Origin of the sequence: Haladaptatus sp. CMSO5 (assembly GCF_036689885.1) — an archaeon.
Lineage (GTDB): Archaea > Halobacteriota > Halobacteria > Halobacteriales > Halococcaceae > QDMS2.
Genome location: NZ_JBAHVW010000001.1, coordinates 1,765,559 through 1,783,201 on the forward strand (window position 1 = coordinate 1,765,559; position 17,643 = coordinate 1,783,201).

General features: G+C 54.5%; 16 protein-coding genes. 10 read left to right on the forward strand and 6 right to left on the reverse strand.

The features are described 5' to 3' along the window. Positions 1 to 15: 15 nt before the first annotated feature. A complete protein-coding gene (locus V5N12_RS09355) occupies positions 16 to 699 on the reverse strand; it encodes an HAD family hydrolase (protein ID WP_332898896.1) in 684 nt (227 codons plus the stop codon). An 88-nt stretch (positions 700 to 787) separates the two neighbouring features. Between V5N12_RS09355 and V5N12_RS09360 the strand changes: the two genes are divergently transcribed. Further along, a complete protein-coding gene (locus tag V5N12_RS09360; protein WP_332898897.1) occupies positions 788 to 2,230 on the forward strand; it encodes an MATE family efflux transporter in 1,443 nt (480 codons plus the stop codon). Between the two features lie 6 nt (positions 2,231 to 2,236). Here V5N12_RS09360 and V5N12_RS09365 read toward each other — a convergent pair whose 3' ends face one another. Then, entirely contained in the window at positions 2,237 to 2,701 is a 465-nt protein-coding gene (locus V5N12_RS09365) for a DUF6653 family protein (RefSeq protein WP_332898898.1), read from the reverse strand. A 257-nt stretch (positions 2,702 to 2,958) separates the two neighbouring features. Between V5N12_RS09365 and V5N12_RS09370 the strand changes: the two genes are divergently transcribed. The 3 genes from V5N12_RS09370 (at position 2,959) to V5N12_RS09380 (ending at position 7,563) form a co-directional block, all read left to right on the forward strand. Further along, positions 2,959 to 5,004 carry a histidine kinase N-terminal 7TM domain-containing protein gene (locus V5N12_RS09370; RefSeq protein WP_332898899.1) on the forward strand — a complete coding sequence of 682 codons (2,046 nt, stop codon included), beginning with the start codon at positions 2,959 to 2,961 and terminating at the stop codon, positions 5,002 to 5,004. 162 nt (positions 5,005 to 5,166) lie between these two features. Next, complete coding sequence (locus V5N12_RS09375; RefSeq protein WP_332898900.1) at positions 5,167 to 5,982, forward strand: helix-turn-helix transcriptional regulator; 816 nt, start codon at positions 5,167 to 5,169, stop codon at positions 5,980 to 5,982. Between the two features lie 135 nt (positions 5,983 to 6,117). Next, complete coding sequence (locus V5N12_RS09380) at positions 6,118 to 7,563, forward strand: FAD-binding oxidoreductase (RefSeq protein WP_332898901.1); 1,446 nt, start codon at positions 6,118 to 6,120, stop codon at positions 7,561 to 7,563. Positions 7,564 to 7,789: 226 nt separating this feature from the next. Here the strand turns inward: V5N12_RS09380 and V5N12_RS09385 are convergent, their stop codons facing one another. From V5N12_RS09385 to V5N12_RS09395, 3 genes are all read right to left on the reverse strand, one after another. Then, entirely contained in the window at positions 7,790 to 8,323 is a 534-nt protein-coding gene (locus tag V5N12_RS09385) for a ferritin (RefSeq protein ID WP_332898902.1), read from the reverse strand. A 212-nt stretch (positions 8,324 to 8,535) separates the two neighbouring features. Continuing rightward, positions 8,536 to 8,676, reverse strand: coding sequence for a hypothetical protein (locus V5N12_RS09390; protein ID WP_332898903.1), 141 nt, complete (start codon positions 8,674 to 8,676; stop codon positions 8,536 to 8,538). Positions 8,677 to 9,349: 673 nt separating this feature from the next. Beyond that, a complete protein-coding gene (locus V5N12_RS09395; protein WP_332898904.1) occupies positions 9,350 to 9,754 on the reverse strand; it encodes a hypothetical protein in 405 nt (134 codons plus the stop codon). Positions 9,755 to 9,855: 101 nt separating this feature from the next. On the opposite strand from V5N12_RS09395, the gene V5N12_RS09400 reads away from it, so the two are divergent. Continuing rightward, on the forward strand, positions 9,856 to 12,054 hold the full coding sequence (locus V5N12_RS09400) for a queuine tRNA-ribosyltransferase tRNA-guanine transglycosylase (protein ID WP_332898905.1): 2,199 nt from the start codon (positions 9,856 to 9,858) through the stop codon (positions 12,052 to 12,054). 2 nt (positions 12,055 to 12,056) lie between these two features. Continuing rightward, the gene (locus V5N12_RS09405; protein ID WP_332898906.1) at positions 12,057 to 12,764 is read left to right on the forward strand and encodes a hypothetical protein; all 708 of its coding nucleotides are present in this window, start codon (positions 12,057 to 12,059) and stop codon (positions 12,762 to 12,764) included. Here V5N12_RS09405 and V5N12_RS17165 read toward each other — a convergent pair. After that, positions 12,761 to 13,036, reverse strand: coding sequence for a winged helix-turn-helix transcriptional regulator (locus tag V5N12_RS17165; RefSeq protein WP_442904937.1), 276 nt, complete (start codon positions 13,034 to 13,036; stop codon positions 12,761 to 12,763). The genes V5N12_RS09405 and V5N12_RS17165 overlap by 4 nt on opposite strands. Positions 13,037 to 13,124: 88 nt before the next feature. Between V5N12_RS17165 and V5N12_RS09410 the strand changes: the two genes are divergently transcribed. The 4 genes from V5N12_RS09410 (at position 13,125) to V5N12_RS09425 (ending at position 17,416) form a co-directional block, all read left to right on the forward strand. Then, on the forward strand, positions 13,125 to 14,159 hold the full coding sequence (locus V5N12_RS09410) for a tRNA-guanine transglycosylase (protein ID WP_332898907.1): 1,035 nt from the start codon (positions 13,125 to 13,127) through the stop codon (positions 14,157 to 14,159). After that, positions 14,156 to 15,055, forward strand: coding sequence for a hypothetical protein (locus V5N12_RS09415; RefSeq protein WP_332898908.1), 900 nt, complete (start codon positions 14,156 to 14,158; stop codon positions 15,053 to 15,055). The genes V5N12_RS09410 and V5N12_RS09415 overlap by 4 nt, the downstream gene beginning before the upstream one ends. A gap of 2 nt (positions 15,056 to 15,057) precedes the next feature. Further along, positions 15,058 to 16,206 carry a BREX system ATP-binding domain-containing protein gene (locus tag V5N12_RS09420; RefSeq protein ID WP_332898909.1) on the forward strand — a complete coding sequence of 383 codons (1,149 nt, stop codon included), beginning with the start codon at positions 15,058 to 15,060 and terminating at the stop codon, positions 16,204 to 16,206. Positions 16,207 to 16,579: 373 nt separating this feature from the next. Then, a complete protein-coding gene (locus V5N12_RS09425; protein ID WP_332898910.1) occupies positions 16,580 to 17,416 on the forward strand; it encodes a hypothetical protein in 837 nt (278 codons plus the stop codon). The last annotated feature ends 227 nt before the right edge of the window (positions 17,417 to 17,643 follow it).

The following is a 17,643-nucleotide window of genomic DNA, read 5'->3' on the forward strand; positions in this document are numbered from 1 at the left end:
AAAGGTGCACCGCCGTCACCGCCCCACGTCCGCAAGAATCGCGTCGAGGCTGTCGAGTCGATGAAGGATGTAATCGGGGTCGTACCCCGTCGAGTCGGCCGTTTCTGTGTGGGGATACCACGCGGCGAGCAAGCCCGCTCGCTGTGCTCCCACCACGTCGTATTCGAGCGAATCACCGACGTGGAGCGCCGCGTCTGGGGGCACGTCGAGGGCAGCGAGCGCCCGGTCGAACGGGTCGCGGTGGGGCTTTCGGCGGGGCATATCGCCCGCGTACACGATAACGTCGAAGGCGTCTGTGAGGCCGAGTGCCTCGACTTTCACCGCCTGTCGCCGCGACGGCCCGTTGGTCACGAGGCCGACCTGTCCGTGGGCGGTGGCGTCGGCGAGCGCCTGTTTCGCGCCGGGCTGGAACGACACGGCGCTCCAATCGACCGTCTGGGCGAAGCCGCGGGCGAGCGCCGTGGTATCGACCGCTTGCCGCCCGTATTTCGCTGCCACCACGTCGTACCCTGCCGCGAGATACCCGACCTCGTCGTTCGGGTCCGGCGGGCCGGAGAGCGCCTCCCAGAGGTCGGCTGGCTCGCCAAAGGGCGCGACCCCAGCGACTTCGAACGCACTCGCGTAGATGGCGGCTGTGTCTTGGTCGTTCCGACAGAGCGTGCCATCTAAATCGAACAGGGTGGCCGAAATCGTGTGCACACCAGCCGTAGGCGTGGCGGCAAGAAAAAGAAGGCGTCGCTGTCCGCGTTCAGAACCCCTTTCTGCGTGCCTCTCGAACCCGCTCGTAGTGGTCCGCGTTCCGAATCCGCTGAGTGCCCTCCTTCTCAGTATTGGTCTCGCCCTCTCTCGGCTCGGACTCATCACCGAGCAGCGTGCGCGCCACACAGCCGACCTCGCGTGGCCGCGCATCGTCACTGGTCTCGCCCGCATGTCGAAAAGCGCCGCTGACGTGGCGATGGTCGGCGTCGCGCTCGGCCGCGTCGGCATCGCCGGGGTTGGCTTCGCCAGTCCCTACTGGGGACTCGTGTTCAGCATCGGCGGCGGCCTCGCCGCTGGCACCATCGCGCTCGTCTCCCAGCGATACGGCGCAGAGCGCTTCGACCAACTCGGCCAAGCCATCCGATCGAGCGCCGCGCTCGTCGTCGCCATCACGCTCCCCGTCGCTGCGGTGTTCTATCTGTTCCCCGTCGAACTCATCTCGCTACTGAGTTCCGACGAAACGGTGATTCGCTACGGCGCAGACTACCTCCGAATCCTCGCCTTTGGCGTGCCGTTTGGCGCGCTCAACCTCATCGCCAGTCGCGCGCTCATCGGTGCTGACGACGCGTGGACGCCGATGGTGTTGCGTGCGACGGGTGCGGTCATGAACATCGCGCTCAACGCCGTGCTCATCTTCGGCCTTGGGATGGGCGTCGTCGGCGCGGCGCTCGGCACCGTCCTCTCGAACGTTCTCGTCACCGGTGCCTTCGTCATTGGCCTCTCGCGGGGGCGTTTGCCCGGCGTTGGCCACCTGCCCGTCACCGTCTCACCAACTGGTTCGTTTGTCGATTGGGAGACCATGCGCGACGTGGTGAGCATCGGGCTTCCCGTCGTTGGCCGCAACTCCGTCTGGACGGTTGCGCGCTTTCCCACCCTCGCCTTCCTCGATCTGTTCGGCGCGACGGTCGTCGCTGCCTACATCATCACCCGACGGATTTGGGGACTCATCAACACGCCCGGCTGGGGCTTTGGCCTCGCCGCGAGCAGTCTCGTCGGGCAGGAACTCGGCCGAGACGACGAAGACGGCGCGGAAGCCTATGGGAGAGAAATCGTCCGCTTCTCGGTTGCGACGTACATCGTCGCCGCCGCCGTCGTCATCGCATTTGCTCGCCCTATCGTGACGCTGTTCGTTGACTCCCCGACAGACCCCGCCGTAAAAATCGCGGTGGACATGGTGTACGTCTCCGCCATCGCCGTCGTCTTCCAAGGTGTCACGAGCAGTATCTCGGGCGCGCTCGACTCGACTGGTGACACGCGCTGGCCGTTTTACAGCTTCGTCATCGGGATGTTTGGGTTCTCCATCCCGCTCATCTACCTTGGCGGGACGACGGCGCTCGGGATTTATGGCATCTACCTCGCCTTCTTCGGGGAGACGGTGGTTCCGGCCGTCATCAACTATTATCGCTTTACGACCGGGAAGTGGAAGGCCATCAGCCGGACGTATCGCCCGGATGCGGTGGCGGACGACTGAACCGCGTTACTCGTCGGGGAACGGTTCGCCGGGCGCAATGCCCGTCAAGTCGATGATTTGTGCCATCCACGCGAGTTTGAACGCCATCACCAGCGCGGTTGCGAGGACGGCGTGAACTGGCCGCCGCCGGAGCGTCGCCCACCCCAAATAGGCCGTCGCTGGCACGTTGAGGAGATTGAGGACGTTGGGCCACGATAGTCCCACCGTTCCGTGGCCCTGCGCCAGCCACGCACGCTCTGCGAGCACGCCGCGCGTCATCCACGCATCGGTCGTTTCCGGCGGGCGAAACGCGGCTGGATTGATGATGAGCCACACGACCAGCCCCGCCACGAGCCGCCAGTTTCGCTGATAGAGCGCGTACACGAGGGCGGGGGTCGTCGCCGCCCGCGTCCACCCGCTCCACGGGTTCGCGTGGCGCTTCCAGACGCTGTCTGGGAGGATGGTGTGTACTGAGTCGTTTGCGTCGTCCATACTTGCAGGTTGTACGCGCGTGAGTAAACTGTACCTCACCCACAGTCGCACACTCGGGAGTAGAGCATGACCTCCGCACGCATGTAAAAATGCGGTGAGCAACGCCCCTGCCCGCCTCGCCGTCAAAATTTAACAACGTCCGATAGTCAGTATACTTGGTAATACTAATTTTTAAATATACTGCCAACGACTGTCGATTAAGTAAAATATTCAACTAGTGTACCTGACTGTTGCGAATATTTGTTCTGCTTGAAAAAATGCCGTGGCAATACACACCCTACACGATTCCGCTGCTCCTTATCGCGCTGTTCACCGCGATTATCGGTGGATTTTCGCTGCGTGACCGGTCTGAGAAAGCGGCATTCGCGTTCGTGCTCTTTTTGGCCGCCATCGTTGAGTGGCAACTCGCGTATATTCTCCAGCTCGCTTCGGTCACCCTCTCTGCGAAACTCCTGTGGAACTTCGCGGTGTACGTTGGTGCGGTCATCGTTCCGGGGGCGTGGATGGTGTTCGCGCTCCTCTACACCGGGCGACAGCGATTTGTGACGCGACGAACGACCGCCGCGCTCACGGTCGTCCCTCTCCTCACACTTGCACTCCTCTGGACGAACGAGAGCCACCACCTCGTGTTCGCCTCACAGTCGCTCGATACAAACGGGTCGTTCGTCGTCTTGACCCAACAGATGGGCGCGTGGCACTGGTTCTTGCTCGCATATCTGTACACGCAAGTGCTCATCGCAATCCTCGCTATCATCGACCACTTTTCTCAGGGAACAGACGAGTTTCGCGGTATCGTCGCCGTTTTTCTCGTCGCCTCGCTGACCCCACTGTTCGCAAATGTGGCGTATTTCGCCCACTTGGTTCGCATCAACCCCACGCCACTCGCGTTCGCGGTGACGGTGGTAGTCCTTTCGATCTCGATGTATCGCTACCAGTTGTTCGACATCGTCCCCATTGCTCACGACTTGGTCGTCCAACAGATTACCGACCCAATCGTGATTCTCGACACGGACGGGCGTGTCGCTGAGATGAACGACGCGGCAAAAGACCTGTTCTCTATCGACGCTGCGTTCACCGGCTGCCACGGTTCCGACATCTTGGGTGACGTGTATCCCCACATCGCTGCATATGACGGTGAGGACGAACAGCACTCTAACACTGCCTTCGAACTCGGTGAGTATCGCTACTTCACCATTCGCCTCATGCCGATTGCCGACGACACACAGGAACCAGTCGGCAAAATCGTGATTTTCAGAGAAGTTACCGATCGAATGCGGGCGGAAAAACGCTTCGAGCTGCTCATCGAGAACGTGACCGACATCATCACCGTGATCGAAGCCGACGGAACCGTCCGATTCCAGAGTCAGGCGTTCGAGCACGTCCTCGGGTACGACCCCGAGTCCGTCGTTGGGGACACGGTGTTCGACCTCGTTCACCCCGACGACCTCGACCACATTGTCGAGGAGTTCGTCGACGGCATCGAGGATTTCGGGCGACTCACACAAACCGAGGCGCGATTTCGCCACGCAGACGGGTCGTGGCGAACGCTCGAACTCCACGGGAAGAACCTCCTCAACCATCCGGTCATCCGAGGCGTCGTCATCACCTCACGCGACATGACCGAACGAGAGCAACATGCACAGGAACTGAAACGCCAGAACGACCGGTTAGCCGAGTTCGCCAACGTCGTTTCCCACGACCTGCGAAATCCACTGACGGTCGCCAAGGGACGACTCGAAATCGCCCAAGAAACCGGCGACAGTGAGCATTTCGAGGCAATCTCCCGTGCGACGACGCGGATGGAACGCATCATCAACGATGTCCTCACGTTGGCCAAACAGGGTGACGCAGTCGGCGAGACCCAACACCTCTTGGTGGCTACTGTCGCTACGGAGGCATGGGAGACGGTCGATACCCGCGACGTGACGCTCACCGTCGAGACAGACCAGGTTATCGAAGCCGACGAAAGTCGTCTCATCCAACTGTTCGAGAACCTGTTTCGAAACGCCATCGAACACGGTGGCCCTGACGTGACCGTTCGTGTTGGCTCGCTTGTAGACGAGCAGGGATTCTACGTCGAAGACACCGGCCCGGGCATCCCGGAAGCCGACCGCGCTCGGGTCTTCGAATCCGGCTTCACGACCAACCAATCGGGAACCGGCTTCGGACTCGCCATCATCGAACAGATTGTCGAGGCACACGGCTGGGCCATTGCAGTCACGGCGGGTTCAGACGGGGGTGCGCGATTCGAAATCTACGAGAACGTCCGGACTGAGTTGGGTGGGACAGAGCACCTCTACTGACTCCTCGTGTGCGGAAGCGCTCACGCGTCGAATCACACACGAGGAGCTGTGAGCGTGACGTGGTGCATCTGAACACCCAAAACTCCAACTGATGGCCCCTCACAAAACCACTCTCACCGTCCGCCCGAGAATCTCTATTAGCATTCCTCACCAATCGTTACTATGGACTCTGCGATAGACGACATCGAGTTTCTCGCTCGGTCAGCGCACCGAGTCGGTGTGCTCGAAGCATTGGAAACGAGTCCGCACGACCGCGCCGACCTCCGAGCGGTGACCGGCGCGTCGTCTCCGACGATGGGGAGAATCCTCTCGGATTTCGAACACAGACGGTGGATTGTCCGCGAGGGACGCACCTACGAACTGACGCCGCTGGGTGAGTTCGTCGCAGACCGTTTTCTGCGCCTTTGTGCGGCGATGGAAACCGAGCACAAACTCCGAGACATCTGGCAGTGGCTCCCCCGCGAGATGGAGGGGTTTTCGGTCGACCTGTTTGCCGACGCGGTGGTCTCCGTTCCCGGCCCCGGCTATCCCTACGAACCCGTCGAACGGTTGACGCAGTTGATACAGGGGACGAGTCGGATGCGCGGCTTCGACACGATTGTCCAGAAGTCGATAAACAACGAAGCGGTCTGTGACGCCGTTCTCTCCGGTATGGAACTCGAATACGTCTTCTCGCCAACCGCGCTCGAAGGGACGTATGCGTGGAATCCAGAACGAGTCCAAGAAGTCGCAACCAGCGAGAACTGTACGGTTCTCGTCCACGACAACCTTCCCGATGGCGACCGCTGTGGCCTCGGCATCGTCGACGACCGCGTGGGCATCTGCTGCCACGATATCGCCACGGGGGCACTCGTCGCCATCATCGACACCGACGCACCGGCGGCCAGAGAGTGGGCACTCTCCGTTTACGAACGCGTCCGTGCGGACGCAACACCAATCGACGAAACCGCGTTCGAGACCTACATCGAAGCGAGTTAGCGGGTCGGAACCTGGTGGAGGTAACCTGCGTTTCGACACTGTTCGTCACCTCGGCTACCCGCGAACTTTCACGAGGTGAAATATTTCACGAGGCAATTAGAAGTCGTCTCTGCGCGTAGTTTGTGGTGAGTCAGCATGACACAAACGACGCTCGTGACACGGAGTGGGTCGACGATAACCCTGCCAGCAGAGACGGTCGAATCGTTCCGCCAGCAACTACGCGGCCCGCTACTTGCGCCCGGGGAACCAGGATTCGACGATGCAATCCGTATCTGGAACGGCATGGTCGAGAAAACGCCCGCGCTCGTCGTCCAGCCGACGGGCACCGCAGACGTCGTTGCCGCCGTGAATTTCGCCCGCGAGAACGACCTTCTCGTCTCGGTGAAAGGCGGCGGCCACAACATCGGCGGGACGGCACTCGCAGACGGCGGCTTGACCATTGACATGTCGAACCTGCGTGGCGTCATCGTTGACGCCGACCGACGGCAAGTCACGGCACAGGCTGGCTGCAAGCTCGGCGATGTCGACAGAGAGACGCAACTCTTTGGCCTCGCCACGCCGCTCGGATTCATCTCCAAGACGGGGATTGCTGGCCTGACGCTTGGGGGTGGCTTTGGCTACCTGACCCGCCGCTTTGGCTGGGCCGTCGACAACCTGCTCGAGGTCGAAATCGTCACCGCCGATGGACAGGTTCGTCGGGCAAACAGTGAGGAGAATGCGGACCTGTTCTGGGCGATTCGAGGCGCAGGACACAATTTCGGCATCGTCACCTCGTTCACCTACCGGCTCCACGAGGTCGGCCCGACCGTCTACGGTGGACTCATCGCCTGGCCGGCCGCACGGGCGGAAGAAGTCCTCGCCACCTACAGAGAGCTAACCGCCACGGCATCGCCTGAGTTGACCGTCTTTCAGGTACTCATGCGCGCTCCGCCAGCGCCCTTCGTCCCGCCAGAGGCACACGGCGAACGAATCTGCGCATTCGCGGTGTGCTACACTGGCGACCTCGACACGGTCGAAGACGCACTCACTCCGATTCGCGCATTGGGCGACCCCGTCGTAGATATGCTCCAACCGCTCCCGTACGCCCAGCTCCAATCCTCGTTGGACGACACCGAGCCAACGGGGCACCACTACTACTGGAAAACCGAGTTCGCGTCCGAACTCACCCCAGAGTTCCAAGCAACGGTAGCCGAACTGGCCGCAGAATGCCCGATTCCGGGCGGCCAACTCGTTCTCGCCCACATCGGCGGAGCCATCAACGACCGAGCCGACGACGACGGCGCAATCGGCAATCGGGACGTTCGCTTCGTCTACGGCGCAGCAGGGATGTGGGAGCCGGACAACCCCAACGCAGCCGAGTTCCGACAATGGGTCAAAGACGCAGGCACCCGGCTCCAGTCGTTTTCGACCGGCGGGAACTACATCAACTTCCAAACCGCAGAAGACGGCGAGGAACGCGTTCGGGCAACCTACGGCGCAAACTACGACCGACTCCTCGAACTCAAGCAAACGTACGACCCGGACAACGTGTTCCGGGTGAACCGGAATATTCACCCACAGGCGAGGGCGGAGCGTCCCTGATTCGGGTACTAATTTCTGACTCAGTTGTGGAAACTGCGCGCAAAATGGCTGCTTAGTTATTCGAACAGCTCGACAGCCTGACCTGTCCGTCTCTTATACTTTGTTTCGTATAAGATGACTTTTCGCGGAAGGGCGTCAGCTTGCGGACGTTGTCATGCAGAGTCACACGAAATGTTACTTGTGAAAAAACCTACAGAGTCGGATTTCAATAGGTTCGGTGAGTTTGCTACTCTGGCTGGTTCGCCGCTTCGTTTTCATCGCTCCCGGTTCCCGCGCCACGGTTACCGAGTTCTTGGTCGATCATAAGGAGCCCAGGGCCGTCATCGCCGACGTGCCTGAGCTTGTCGATAATGCCCTGTGCAGTCGCCTCTTCTTCGACCTGTTCGGCGACGAACCACTGGAGCATATTCTCGGTTGCGTTGTCGTTCTCCTCACGGGCGAGCGCGACGAGGTCGTCGATCAGCCCCGTGACCATCACTTCGTGGTCGTATGCCGCCTTGAAGGCGGCCTGCGGACTCTCCCAGGACGATTGCGGGGCGTCGATGCCTTCGAGGCGAACTCGTCCATCCCGGTCAAGGACATAGTCGTAGATGCGCATCGCGTGGGCATGCTCTTCCTCGGACTGGGTGCGCATCCAGCTCGCGAATCCCGGGAGCCCCTCGTCCTCGAAATACGCGGCCATTGAGAGATAGAGATACTCCGCGCGTAACTCCGCATTGATCTGCTCGTTCAACGCAGATTCGAGTGGTTCTTTCAGCATCGTTCACAAAATCACCAACCACACAAATAACCGTTGCTGGTCGAGGGCATCCGAGGCCCCACAACTAGCGGGGCGGAGAAGTTCCAGCACGTTTGGCTCGAATGAAAGAGCAGTCCACCTGATTGGTTGTTCTCAGCCTCACGTTCTACACCCGCTTGGTCAGATTTTCGTTGAGCGACGTTTGACACGCCCATCAATTTCCGCGACGGCGTCTATTGCTTCCAGCCGTCGCACAATCCCCCGTCCGCTGCAGACCAGTCACGTTCCTGTTGCAGGTCAGTCACCGATTTTGGTTCGTCAAGCGCGTGCAGCACTTCGAGTTCCTCGTAGACGCGCTCGATGATCTTTGCCACGGGGTCGTGAAATGGCGGCGTCACGTTGTATTGTTCAGTGATCAGTCAACGCTTCGTTCACGTACGTCACGAACAGCTCTTGCCCCAAGATTTCGACCTGCATCTCGAGTTCTGCTTCGATGACGTCGAACTCGAGGCCGGTCTGCAGCAACTATAACAGATCCTCGATGTCGTCCACCCCACCGGCGACTGCTTTGAACAAAAAGATATCTTCTGGACTCACGAGCTCGACCACGAGATTTCCCGGGTTGAGATAGCGTTCGCTTCGCTCGTCTTCCGTGCTCTCGCTCCGCGACTCGCATCAAGAGAAATGCTCCGTCAGGGATTCGAACTCGGTCGCAAATGAGTTGCTCCCTGCTCAAACCCTTCCTCCGCATTACGAACCAAACACGCCTCGCCCTGCTCGGCGGTTTGGGTTTGAGAAAATGCTCCGTCAGGGATTCAAACCCTGGTCCTTGCCGTGAGAGGACGAAGCAACTCACCGGGACCAGATGGTCCAATCAGCGCTTCGAATTCTCGAATTCCGCGCGTTTCGTCCGTTACAGGTGGTTCTGACGGGTGCGATGTATATAAATCACCGTTGCGTTGTCCCACAGGCAAATGCTATTCGACGGAATGGTGTTCTGTATTAACGTTTTTTCTACTAATTATCTCTAGCGTATTTCTGACCGAATTACTCGCTTAAATCCGGATCTTTGGCTACTCTCTTAGAATCCAATTTAGTTCGACTTTCTAATTCTTTGTGAGGGTATATCCAAGCCTCTACAGGAACGCCCGTGTGCTCGGCCAATGCTTTTGCTGCTGCGACGGATGCATCATTCATATACTCTGCCAAATTCGCCCCTTCCGTTGTTGCGTACGGGCCGTATCGATACCGAGGATATTTTTCATCATCTGCTGGCCTGATAACCTCGAATTTGTAACGCTCTAAGACATGCCCCATCTGGTGGATTATAACCAAGACTTCGGGATTCCCTCTCTCATTTTTCGCTTCGTCAGGTTCTAAAATATCTTCAACATCAATTTTAGTAACTTGTTTTTCTATCTCTCGAATCATCCGATCTTCGTATTCACCCATACCCATAGTTAGCCATCTGACAAGATAACATGGGCGGGTAAATCTGATTCAGCAGGATTCATATTTGTGAGAAAGATAGCGTATACAGGTGACTATCTAGCTTGAGGTTCTACGTTCCAGAGTGGGACGACGCTGTCGATGCCGACTACGATTTCGTCCACGACGAGCACTCCGAAATTGACCGGAGTGAACGAGAGCTTAGCTACATCTGGGACATTTTCGACTATGATACGACTCCCATCGATGGGGTACTCATCTCTCGAGAACAGGTTGAAGAATCTGACACGAAATTTGCACGCCTCACAAAGTTTGGCGTCTATAACGATCCCGTCCTCAACATTCCGGAGTGGCTTCCAACAATCAGTGATTGCGGAGCTTGGGGTTACAAATCGCTCCCGTTTCCCCCGTATGGAAACAAGGAGATGTTGGACTTCTACGAAACTCTCGAAGTCACTACTGGCGTCACAATTGACCACCTGATTCTGGGATCAGAACACAAAGACCGTCTCTACTTGAATAAGACCGCTCTCGGCGAGAACGTAAGAAAGGGCGACCTTCCAGATGAACTTACCGAGGACATCGAAGTCATGGTAGACGAGTGGCCTGAGAAGTGGCCCCCTTACGTCAAGGACGAAGAACCGTCCATCTACGATCAATCGAGTGTCGAGCAGTTTGAAGATGGTGCGTTTGAAGGGTCGAAGAGAGAAGTCCTATCCCGCCTTCGAGATGACCCTCGGGCGGTCTATCGTGAGGACGATATGCAGTATCGCTTCGACCTGACGATGCGGAACGCAGAGGAGATGAAACGCCACTACGATGCAGGTGATTACCCATTCCGTCTAATGGTGGCCATACAGGGTTGGGACCCACAGTCGTACGGTGTCTCTGCAACCCATGCTCTCGAACTTGGCTACAATTACCTCGGAATCGGTGGCGTTGCAGGAAGTCCGGCGAGTGCCGTGAAGCGTATCACCGCTGAAGTTGGGAACATCATCAAAGCCCACGAGCGCAAACACAACACTCGTATCGATACTCACGTTTTTGGATTTGCGAAGACGGATGCGTTCGATGCGGTTGGAACCACTGGTATGACCAGTTTCGACAGCGCTAGTATGCTCAGGGCTGCATGGACAGGCGGCGATAATTATCATATCGATGACCAGCGCCGATATGACGCGATTCGAGTTAGATTCGGTTCAAATCGAGATTCCCTTTCGGAGGCAATTGAGAAAGCGCTTCGCGGACAGGAACTCCTGTGGAGTCTTCGTGCGTACGGCAAACAAGAATCGATTGGAGATGCAATCAAGGAGTGGCATGAAATTGCGGTTGCTGCTTTAGAGGGACTTCCTTCGTACATTCGGGAGAAACGTCACGACGATGGCTACGATGTCGATTACGTTCGAGAAGTCGAAGAATTCTGCCGGGACGACTATCAATACGGGCGTGCACTTCGCGCAAACTTCAGTCGGAAATTCCGACGGAAATTGGTGAAACTCTTCAGAGATGACCATCCTGACGACCCGATACCGCTAGAAACATATGACGAGCTTGTTCAAGTTGCAAAGAACGTCTTTGAGGGTAACTTCCCTCGAATGCTTAAGCAAGTTCGCGAGCGTGAGTCAAACGACGACGAAGTCGGAGCGTTCGGACAGATTTGGCCACTTGTCGAAGATTATGCGAATTGGATAGGTGACGACGGCTACTTGCAGGAATACGAGGCGACGCTTCGTAGTCGTCCCTGGGACGAATGCGACTGTCCAATTTGTGAGGAACATGGCATCGAAGTTGCCATCTTTCGTGCAAACAATCGAAATCGGCGTCGTGGATTCCATAACACTCACCGATTCTACCAGCAGTTCGACAATGCCCTTCCGAAAACGCTCGTGGTCACTCCAGTGTCCGCAAACATGATCGGGAATGGTACTGTTGAGAATGCACTCCAGACGCACCGAGGTGACTTCTGGTCGGCAGTGCATGACCTCCCAATTAGCGAAATTGGGGCGATAAGTGCAAACGGGTTCCATGAATGGTGGGAGGAGACTCCCCCAGTGGTCTCACTTGACCCAGATAAACTCGTGAAATCGCTATCGGAGAAGTGTTCGCGGTACGAGAACCTGCACGTCTATTGTCCGGACGGGCGAGTACCCGGAACGCTACAAGCCACTGTTGAGGACGGTGGATGTTCCGTTGCCATCCATGACTCGCCGACTGAACTTCGTGCAGCAGTTCTCGATTCGTTCGGGTATCCGAGCGATTATGTCCCCGATTGCCATGTCCAAAAGGGGTTGATGGAATTCTAACCATGCGAATTCTCATCATCGATCAATGTTCAGGGTCGAAGAATCATCCAGAAAGCAGTGACGTTTATACGGCGGATGATATCGACGGCAAAGGTTTGAAAGACTTATTAGAACGAGATGGAAGTGCGGCCATCAAAGCGCGCAATCTCTACGCAGGTCGGCAACAGAAATACGTAGACGGTGCCGTTGACAACCTTCGCCGATCAGAACACGAAGTTGACCGATATTTCATTAGTGCCGGCTTCGGACTAATCGAAGAGAACGATCTCCTACCGCCGTATGAGGTTACTTTCTCGGGGATGACTGCAACTGAGATTTCAAACAGGTCTACGCATCTCAAAATTACAGACAAAGTCGTGGACCTGATTACTTCTAAGGGATCCTACAATATCGTGTTCCTTCCTCTGGGGACTGACTATTATCAAGCGCTGAATCTCGAACGCATGATCAGTGCTTGCCCTACCAAGACGACCATTGTGCTATTCAACCAAGAAGAACTTGCAGAAAAAGTCGGTAATGTTGTTTCGATTCCAGCAAGAACGAAAGAAGCGAAAAAGTACGGAAAGATTGTCGTCGGTTTGAAGGGCGTATTCCTCCAGTATTTTGCAGAGAACCTGGCGAAAGGAGCGATGGTTAAAACGAAGGAGGATGTGGTGAAACTCTGTACTACCGAACCTACGAAGCAGGCGGGCTTTGACCAATTCAATTAATCTCGCAACAGCAGTTCTAACTCCTCCAATTTTACGAGAAAAGTCGACCCCCGTTCAGTAATTCGATACGTGACATGGCGGGGATTTTTTTCTGAACGAGATATCAACTTGTAGCAAGTCAGTAGTTGGAGGCAACGAGAAAGTACGTCTGAAGAGGTTTCGATTCGCTGCAACAGTTCGGTGAATCGGAGTTCACCATTAGACTGTAAAAAATCCAATACCTCTAGAACCCGCTTTTGTTTGATAATATTTTGCACCGGCTCGTAGCTCATCGTTGCTTCAGAAAAAATTGCGGGGTACTCACTTTACTTTGTCGGGGCAAAGTTTAAGCAAGAGCCCAGCTTACCCGAGCGGGTAGACATGTTGTACAGGGAACGAAAACTCGAAACCCCTCACGGGTCGATACAAACACCGATACTCTTCCCTGTTCGAAATGTAGGGAAACGGTCGAGTGACAATACTCCGGAGTATACCGATATGATTCCGGATCTCCGAACGGGGATGGTGAACTCTCGAGCAATTCGCCTGCGTAGGCCCCTTTGGGAGCGATTGGAAAATGGAAGATCGCTCCGAGAGGAGATGGGAGTACCGGACAATACGGTATTGTTCGCGGATAGTGGAGGATTCGACTTTTCCTCAGAAAAAATTGACACCACTCCGGAAGAAACGCTCAATACACAACAAAAGATTGAAGCAGACATCTATGGGACGGTCGATGTCCCACTGTCTAAAGGGATGCGTGCTTCTGAGAATCAGCGTCGTGTCAAAGAAAACATTGACCGCGCCCTCACTGCGAGCGAAAACCATTCTGGTGACGCATTACTGTTCGGAAGCGTCCATGGTTACGATCCACGAACCATTCGAAACGGGATACGTCACCTCGAAAAACATGGCGAGTTCGACGGGTATGCAATTGGGAGTATGGTTCCGATTCGTTCGGATTACAAACGTGTGACAAAAATCTTATTGGCGGCACGGCGTTCAACTGACAAACACATCCACGTCTATGGGTTAGGGGGTTTGGTTTACCAACCTCTCCTCCTCTATCTGGGAATGGACAGTTTCGATTCTTCCGCATTTATTCGCTCTGCGGGAAATAGAAATTATTTGATTCCTGGATTCGGTGGAACCGAACTTCACTCGATAGAAGAATTAGAGTATCTCCCTTGTTCTTGCCCGATCTGTGGCTCCAATACTCTCGGTGAAATTCGTTCAAACAGAGATTTCCTTACAAAACACAACTTGTGGGCTCTCACTACTGAATTGCGACGCTTCCGTTATATCGCGGCTACTGGAACAGACGTTGAATCATATCTCGACCTTCGATTCGAAGGGAATGAGGTGACGAAGCGAGCTTACGACATGGCAAAACAGCAAATGAGGCGGCTAGTATGACCGATGAACGACCCACGATCCGTCCAGTTTCCCTTGGAAGAATAACGGAGGTTACACATCTCTGTGATGGGACACCCAGAACAACAGAGGATGTCCTAGAACTCCTCAATGTGTCGAAGAGGCGTGCACGAGAAACAATTCTTGAAGCACTTAGAATCGACTTGATCGAAAGTGTGTCAAACGAAGAGGAAAAACCCGATGAGTACCTCACAACTACTATCGGTGACGGATTTCTTGCAGCAGTTCGGAACGAAGCCTGGAAAACTGTCAATAAAACGCTCCAAGTTCGGAGTCCACACTACAAGGCATTCCTTGAAGCTGTAGACGAAGTTTCCCCAGCTACACTTCAGGAACTGCTCGATGTACTTGAGGAGAATTCGGAATTCACGCCGTACAAGTACAATCAGACCAGTGTTGAATTGCTTGGTGACTGGGCGGAACGGCTCGGTGTGGTTCAAAGGAATGCATTCACGGGTAGCTTTTACAGAGTCGAGAGAGAATCTGTTCCGACAAATTTTGGATTCGTCCTCTTGTCTGCCTACGATGAGTTAGAACAGACAGCTGGAGTAAACCTTCGTCAACGGCACCTCTCGATTCCTAAATTGCGTGAATTCACTTGTGAACGGCTTGGATGTCGTCGTAGCGCATTTGACGAGGGGCTTCTCAAACTTGTTGAACAAAATATTGGACGAGTAGAGCTCTCGGGTGCTCCACTCGATACAGCCGCGAAGGACTCTCCAAGAGCAATTCGACGAATCGAGCTTTCGGAGGGAGAGACCCTCGTTTCGACGACACAGACCTCCGATCAAGTGATGGCCGGTGTGGAACAGTTCGGTAAGAAATACTACTACCTAGCGGTGTACGACCGTGACCTGACGTTCAACATGGAGTCCTAATCATGAACAGCGATAATTTTGGAATTACAGACCAACAACGTGACTATTCAGTGTACGGCTTAGAAGATAACCCATTCCCATACAGTCCTGTTCCAGATGATGATCCAATGGTGTATTGTGGCCAGAGGCACGCAACAGGTGTTATCGGCGAGACTGTCTCGACACTCCTTAGCACAGGAAAATCGAAACACCTCGTTATCACCGGAAAATACGGCAATGGAAAGTCTCATACGCTAAAGTACACTCGCTCACTGCTTCGTGATCGTGATAATGTGGTCGTCGGCTATGTATCTCAACCAGGAGATGGCTTCTTGGACATCTACCACGAGTTCGTCTATGACATTGGGTTCGAGAAATTGCAAGCGTTTGCGTATGAGTTCCTTGCAATGGTAACTCGAGATATCACCGACGAAGAGCCAGAGTCTCCAGCAGAGATGCGTGAACTTGTGGATGAAGGAGACGTCCTCCTGTCAGAGGTGGTTCCCCAAGCGATTCAGCGAATGAGCGACGTGACCAGATTCGCTGACTTCGCTCGCGCGATGATTCACTTGGTGTACGAGAATACCAACTTGTACGCGTGGCAATGGCTGACTGCTGAGGGTATTCGCTATGAACAACGCAAAGAGATGGAGATTCATACCGCTCTTGACGATGATACCATGGGGGTTCGAGCGTTCACAGCAATGAAAAACCTCCTTCTAGAACTCGATTACACTGGTGTATTTGTGTTTGTTGATGAGTTCGAGAGTATCTCTCGCCTCTCAGCAAAAGACGAACAATCTACTCTGAATAGCATTCGGCACCTGATGGACCAAAATAGCCATGGGCTCTGCATGTTGTTTGGATGTGCTCCTGAGGTCTGGCAAGATGTGATGGCGGAATACCACGCCTTCGCGGAACGAATTGGTCAGGAAGTGTCGCTACGCCCACTCACTGAGGAACATCTTCATTCACTTGTTCGAGAGTATCTTGGCACAATGCGTCCAGAAGATGACCTTGAACCATTTACAGAAGAAAGTCTTCAATACATTCTGCAACGCTCTCAGGGTAATACTCGACAAGTGCTTTCACTTTGCAGTCGAGTTCTGGATAAGGCAGTAGATAATGAGGCTAAAAGAATTAATCAAGAATTCGTTGATTCTTGTCTCTGAATTGGTGTTCGACCATACCCAATGTCTGGAGACTGAGTGGCTGCGTGTCGGTTTGGCTTCGTACATCACACAAAACTTTTCGCTTATCTGTGACATTGTCGAGGACTACTGCCAAGTAGAACTCTAAGAAATAGAAATCTGGTCACATTTCTCCCATTTGTCATAGTAATTCTATGTTGGTTTAGATATACAAGAGACGGATCATTGTTCTCGTCCGTATATTTGTCCCTTCAGTATTTAGAGAAAGTTACCTTTACCATCAACGATACACTATAAAGCAGTATGGACCTCGTTCGACTATTCAAAACTCACCCCGAAAATTGGGTTTTTGGAAACTACAGCAATGCCGATTGAGACACTCGATGGAGTTCCGATGGATTCTATCGTAGTGGTGACGGACCCCGCGACATCTGGGAGCGACCGAGGCAATATGGGTTGGCTCAGGAGTTTACCGTATCTGCTGCGGCATGGTGTGGAGACATACACGTTCAACCCTGCATGGCTCCGTTACGGATCAAACGAAACATTCGACAAGGTGCTCACCGAAGGCAATTCCGAGAATGAGTTCACATATACTGCCCTCTCGCAATTCACATTCAACTACCGTCTAATCAACCGCGAAGTCACCGCAGCGGACATAACTGCTCCCCACCTGTGTCAGTACACAAGTCAAGAGGGGGAGAACAAAGGGGGTGCCCGAATCACTCACAAATTGATTCGTGCGTACAAGAATAACCAAATAGATGAACTTGTTTTGGTGGTTGACAAGCCCAGCTTCCGACTCTCCAACCAAGAAGCAGATAAGCCCCTGACAGAAATGCTTGACGTGCGTGAAGTGTCCTATCCGGGAATGGCGAAATACTATCTCCAAAATAAACTCCCTGCTCGATATCTCGGACTTGACGAAACCCTCAACATCTGGCTTCACGAGGCAGCGCTTGAATACGCATCTGTGATGGAGTCCGAACCATCGCGTATCGCGGACCTATTCGAGTACACAGAGTTAGAAACTGGTATCAGAACGTGGGACGTCCTTGAATTTCTCGCAAGTAAGACAACCGAAAACAACACCGACCATATTGCAGCAACAATCCGTCCCTGGATAGAGAAAGATATTACAAAAATTCGCGATCATATTCTTAACGCTCTTCAGAGATACGAATTCAACTCAGAATTGGTCCGTAACCACCGCGAAACTGGTAGTAGGTAGGACTTCAGGCATATCCCTCCAGTGGGTCGTCTTTATATATAGGAAACAAAGGTGTTAGCCTTCCCACGAAGTTTCGTCCCGTTAGTAACATACTGTCTCAGATGCTCAACGAGACGGAATATTGTTCTCTTCAATCGATTGACCGAATCTCCAAATTTTGGATCGGTCACATCGCTGTCCCATTCGAGCATTGCAGAAAATTCCATATCCCTATAGCGGGAACCTGT

What these genes read in the sequence shown, in the direction of transcription:
- V5N12_RS09365 (WP_332898898.1), bottom strand. Translation starts at nt 2,701, where the DNA reads ATGGACGACGCAAACGACTCAGTACACACCATCCTCCCAGACAGCGTC.
- V5N12_RS09370 (WP_332898899.1), top strand. Translation starts at nt 2,959, where the DNA reads ATGCCGTGGCAATACACACCCTACACGATTCCGCTGCTCCTTATCGCG.
- V5N12_RS09375 (WP_332898900.1), top strand. Translation starts at nt 5,167, where the DNA reads ATGGACTCTGCGATAGACGACATCGAGTTTCTCGCTCGGTCAGCGCAC.
- V5N12_RS09380 (WP_332898901.1), top strand. Translation starts at nt 6,118, where the DNA reads ATGACACAAACGACGCTCGTGACACGGAGTGGGTCGACGATAACCCTG.
- V5N12_RS09385 (WP_332898902.1), bottom strand. Translation starts at nt 8,323, where the DNA reads ATGCTGAAAGAACCACTCGAATCTGCGTTGAACGAGCAGATCAATGCG.
- V5N12_RS09395 (WP_332898904.1), bottom strand. Translation starts at nt 9,754, where the DNA reads ATGGGTGAATACGAAGATCGGATGATTCGAGAGATAGAAAAACAAGTT.
- V5N12_RS09405 (WP_332898906.1), top strand. Translation starts at nt 12,057, where the DNA reads ATGCGAATTCTCATCATCGATCAATGTTCAGGGTCGAAGAATCATCCA.
- V5N12_RS17165 (WP_442904937.1), bottom strand. Translation starts at nt 13,036, where the DNA reads ATGAGCTACGAGCCGGTGCAAAATATTATCAAACAAAAGCGGGTTCTA.
- V5N12_RS09410 (WP_332898907.1), top strand. Translation starts at nt 13,125, where the DNA reads ATGTTGTACAGGGAACGAAAACTCGAAACCCCTCACGGGTCGATACAA.
- V5N12_RS09415 (WP_332898908.1), top strand. Translation starts at nt 14,156, where the DNA reads ATGACCGATGAACGACCCACGATCCGTCCAGTTTCCCTTGGAAGAATA.
- V5N12_RS09420 (WP_332898909.1), top strand. Translation starts at nt 15,058, where the DNA reads ATGAACAGCGATAATTTTGGAATTACAGACCAACAACGTGACTATTCA.
- V5N12_RS09425 (WP_332898910.1), top strand. Translation starts at nt 16,580, where the DNA reads ATGGATTCTATCGTAGTGGTGACGGACCCCGCGACATCTGGGAGCGAC.